The 4,214-nt window shown below is 71.1% G+C and carries 4 protein-coding genes; 1 reads left to right on the forward strand and 3 read right to left on the reverse strand.

Annotated elements, in window-relative coordinates; all coding sequences use genetic code 11:
* Positions 1–81: 81 nt before the first annotated feature.
* Both ETD85_RS60535 and ETD85_RS60540 read right to left on the reverse strand, forming a co-directional pair.
* Positions 82–1,650 (reverse strand): bifunctional 3'-5' exonuclease/DNA polymerase, encoded by a 1,569-nt coding sequence (locus ETD85_RS60535; RefSeq protein WP_138698808.1) that lies wholly within the window; start codon positions 1,648–1,650, stop codon positions 82–84.
* A gap of 42 nt (positions 1,651–1,692) precedes the next feature.
* Positions 1,693–2,832, reverse strand: a complete 1,140-nt coding sequence (locus tag ETD85_RS60540; RefSeq protein ID WP_476739315.1) for a metallophosphoesterase family protein — start codon at positions 2,830–2,832, stop codon at positions 1,693–1,695.
* Positions 2,833–3,447: 615 nt separating this feature from the next.
* On the opposite strand from ETD85_RS60540, the gene ETD85_RS60545 reads away from it, so the two are divergent.
* Positions 3,448–3,720, forward strand: coding sequence for a tetratricopeptide repeat protein (locus ETD85_RS60545; protein WP_138698810.1), 273 nt, complete (start codon positions 3,448–3,450; stop codon positions 3,718–3,720).
* On the opposite strand, the gene ETD85_RS60550 is transcribed toward ETD85_RS60545, so the two are convergent.
* Positions 3,699–4,214 (reverse strand): FAD-linked oxidase C-terminal domain-containing protein (locus ETD85_RS60550; RefSeq protein ID WP_276617425.1); only part of this gene is annotated, 516 nt, incomplete at its 5' end. The genes ETD85_RS60545 and ETD85_RS60550 overlap by 22 nt on opposite strands.

Here is a 4,214-nt window from a genome sequence, read left to right on the forward strand (position 1 = left end):
CCCACCCGACCCACACCCCACTCGACGCGCCCCGACGCCGCGCCCCACTCGCCCCGCGACCCGTCCGGTGCCGGTGGTGGGTTACTTGGCGTCGGCGTAGGAGCTGACCGCGACGGCCTCCATCGGGAAGCGCACCGGCGTCCCGCCGAACAGCAGCCGGCTCGCCTGCCCCGCCGCCTCCGACACGGCCGCGATCACCTCCTCGGCCTGCGCCAGCGGGCAGTGCACCATCACCTCGTCATGCTGGAAGAACACCAGCCTGGCCGGCTCCGGCAGCAGCCCGCGCAGGACCCCGAGCAGCGCCAGCGCCCACTCCGCCGCCGTCCCCTGCACCACGAAATTCCTCGTGAAGCGGCCCCGGTCACGAGCCGCCCGCGCGCCTTCCGGCCCCGACACCAGCTCCTTCCACCGCGCCGACGGGGGCGGGCTGGTGCGCCCCAGCCAGGACCGCACGAGCCGGCCCTCCTCCCCCGCCTTCGCCGCGTCCTCCACGAACTGGTAGGCCAGGGGGAACCGCTGCCGCATCACGGCCAGCAGCTTGGGCGCGTCGCCGCTGGTGCCGCCGTACATGGCGGACAGCATCGCGATCTTCGCGTTGTCGCGCTCGCCGCCGAACGACTTCGCCAGCGCGGAGTAGAGGTCGATCTCCCCCGCGGCCCTGGCCAGCCCCACGTCGCCGGCCATCGCCGCCAGCACCCGCGGCTCGAGCTGGGCGGCGTCGGCGACGACCAGCACCCACCCGTCGTCGGCCATCACCACCCGCCGCATCACCTTGGGAATCTGCAGCGCCCCGCCCCCGTTGGTGGCCCACCGCCCGGACACCACGCCGCCCACAACGTATTCGGGCCGGAATCGCCCATCACGCACCCATTGGTCGGCCCACACCCACCCATGGAAGCTGAACAGCCTGGCCAGCTCCTTATAGGCCAGCAGCGGCGCCACGGCCGGGTGGTCGATCCGCTTGAGCTCCCCCGACCGGGTCGTCTTGAGCGCCACCCCCGCCGCCTTGAACGCCTTCACCAGCTGCTGCACGGAGTCGGGGTTGACCGGATGCCCGAGCGCCGCCGCCACCTCGTCGGCCAGCGCCTGCAGCTTGGCCGGGCGCATGCCGTGCACGGGCCGCGGCCCGAGCAGCTCGGTCAGCAGCGCGTCGTGCACGTCCCTGCGCCAGGGCATGCCGTCGCAGGACATCTCGGCGGCGACGAGCGCGCCCGCCGACTCGGCCGCCACCAGCAGCCTGAAGCGGCCGGGCTCAGGCAACGCCTCGATCCGCCTGAGCTGGTCGGCCAGCACCTCCGCCACGGCCTGCGCGCCGAGCGGCTCCGGTGCGAACAGCGTGCCCGGCGCGCTCGGCTCCTCCTCCGGCACCGGCAGCCCGTGCAGCCTGGCGTGCGCGGCCCTGGCCGAGCGGGGCTCGCCGTAGCGGCCGTCGTAGGCGAGCAGCAGCCCCTCGGTCAGCGCGAGGTCGTGGCAGCGCGCGACCCGGACCCCCGCGCCCAGCAGCCGCGGGTAGTCCTCCCTGGTGTCGGCCCACACCCACCGGGGCCGCTCGGCGGCCTCCAGCTCCCGCACGGCCGCCGCCGGGTCGGGGACAGCGCGAACCGTGCCGCCCACGGGCAGCAGGCTCTCTCCGGCGAGCACGACGTACACGAGGTCAAGGGTGCCAAACGGCTCCGACAGAATCGCGACCGGCTACGCCAGGCTGATGCGCACCTCGTCCTCCAGCGGCGGATCGAGCTCCTGCCCCAGGCAGCCGGTGGCGGCGAAGCAGCGCAGGGTCAGCTCCTCCGGAGTGACCTCGGCGTGCAGGAACTGCTTGAAGAACGGCGGCGTGTCCCAGTCGGACAGCTCGGACAGGTAGCGGTGGAACACCTTGTCCACCGGCAGCCTGAACGGCCACGGCCAGGCGCCCAGCAGCCGCGCCGCCCACCGCATCCTGCGCGTGATCGTCACCGGCCCTTCAGGGGTCCTGACCGGCTCGTTCTTGATGTGCTGCGACATGAGGCAGACGGCCTCGGCCGGCGTGAGGTACAGCCACCTCATCCGCAGCCTGCGGGCGTAGAGCTGGCTGTAGAAGGACAGCGAGTCGCCGCGCAGCGGGTAGCACTTGAACTCGTCCTCGAGCACCCCCGCCACGTCCACCCGGTCGATCGTGTGCGTGGCGTGCATGAACGCGCCCCCGCCGCCCGACACGATGTACTGGATCACCCGGTCTCCCACCTTGACCGGGTAACGCTGGTAGTTGTGCACGTCTCCGCCGATGGCCGCCACGTACCGATGTGCCGGGTCGCGCACGATGTCGTCGATCGTGCCGCCCTCTTCGAGCGGCGAGGGCTTGTAGTCGTTGCGCGTGTAGATCGGCTTGCCGGTGACGAGGATCTTCGGCCGCGGGTCCAGCGAGACGCGCCGCAGCCAGGCGGTCTGCGCCTTGTCGATCGTTCCTCTGATGCCGGTGTCCACGCCCACGACGAGCAGGCTGTCGCTCTCGATCGCCCAGTACGGCCCCGGCTGCACGGCCTGCTGGGACGGCTTGCCCCTGAGCGCGCGGGCCTGTTCGAGCCGCGTCTCGTCGATCGTCTCCGGCTTGCGCCACAGCAGCCCGCGCAGCCCCCGGTCCGGCTGGGGCTTGAGCGGCGGGGAGTCGCAGAAGACCCGCATGAAGCCGCCTAGGCCGTCGTACCAGTCGTGGTTGCCGGGGATCGCGTAGATGGGGGCGTCATAGTCCTTGTACGGGTGGAAGAACTTGTCTCCGTACTCGTTGCCCGATCCCGTGGGATAGATCACGTCACTGGCGATGATGGCGAACGACGTTCCTTCTCCCAGTTTCAGCATGCCCGGAACAACGGCGTACTGAGAAGCGTCGCCTTCTCCGGTGTCACCGAGCAGAAGGAAACTGAAATTTCCCCCAATAGGTGCTTTGATACGAAATTCCGGATCAATCCCGCGCGCTTCCTGAGACTCCAGCCAGCGTGCCCGCACTTCCCCTGAAGGGTCCCCGAACAACCCGGCGAGGATCTCGTTACGCGAGAGCCAGAGCGTGCGCGGATTCAGCCAGCTGAAGCCCTGATCATTCGGTCTGAGCTGCGCGAACGTGCCTGTCTGCGTACAGGCCCAACCTGCGCCCTCCTCGGAGACCCGTGAGGAAAGCTGCTTTCCGCGCTCAGCCGCTACTTCCACCATGACCACATCTTTACCGTGATCTACCAATCGTGCATCTTGAACGCTCCGTACCAGGGGGGACACAGAAGGTGCGCAATGGTGTAACCTCACCCCCCAAACAAGCGGTTGGGACGCCGAGGGGAGGCTTCCGTGACCCGTAACGGCCCGGACGACGCGACCCGGAGAGGCACTTCTCAGGTGGAGGCCATTGAGGGTTTACTCGCTTATGCCCGCACCCGATCCCGCTGGGGCGGAGGAGCCGTCCGCAAGGCGAGCCAGGCCGTCTCGATGAGCCGGGCTCTGGTCGACGAGTCCTCGGGCAAGCACACGGACCTGCTGGCGCGGGCCCTGCGCACGACGGCCGGGATCCTGCTCGACCGCGGCAAGGCCACCGAGGCCCTGCCGCTGGCCCAGGAGGCGGTGGCGCTCGCCCGCGCGACGGGCGGCGGGCCTCTGGTGATCTCCCTGCACTGCCTCGCCGCCGCTTACGAGGCACTCCACCGCTACAGCGAGGCGGCCGAGCTGCTGGCCGAGGCCGATCAGATCCCGCCGCCCGACTGAGGGACGAGCACGCCGGGGTTGAGTATCCCGGCCGGGTCGAGCCTGGCCTTGACCGCCTGGAGGACGGCCGCCCCCACAGGCCCCAGCTCGGCCGCGTACGCCTCCCGATGGTCGCGCCCGACCCCGTGGTGGTGCGTGATCGTGCCGCCCGCCTCGACGATCGCCGCGTTCACCGCCGTCTTGGCCCGCTCCCACTGCGCCACCGGGTCGGCGTCCTGCGGGGTCACGACGGTGAAGTAGAGCGAGGCGCCGGTCTCGTACACGTGGGAGATGTGGCACATGACCAGCGGCGCGCCGAGCGCGCCGAGCAGGGTCAGCCGGACGGCGTCGTAGAGCCGCGGCAGGTTCGCCCAGAACCCCGCCGACTCGAGCGTCTCGACGGTGGCGCCCGCCGCGAGCAGCGAGTCCCGCAGGTACGGGGCCGAGAACCGGCCGTGCTCCCATGCCTCGCCCGGCGCCGCCCCGAGCGGCTCCCCGCCCATCCGCGCCAGCAC

Origin of the sequence: Nonomuraea zeae, from assembly GCF_005889725.1 — a bacterium.
GTDB lineage: Bacteria > Actinomycetota > Actinomycetes > Streptosporangiales > Streptosporangiaceae > Nonomuraea > Nonomuraea zeae.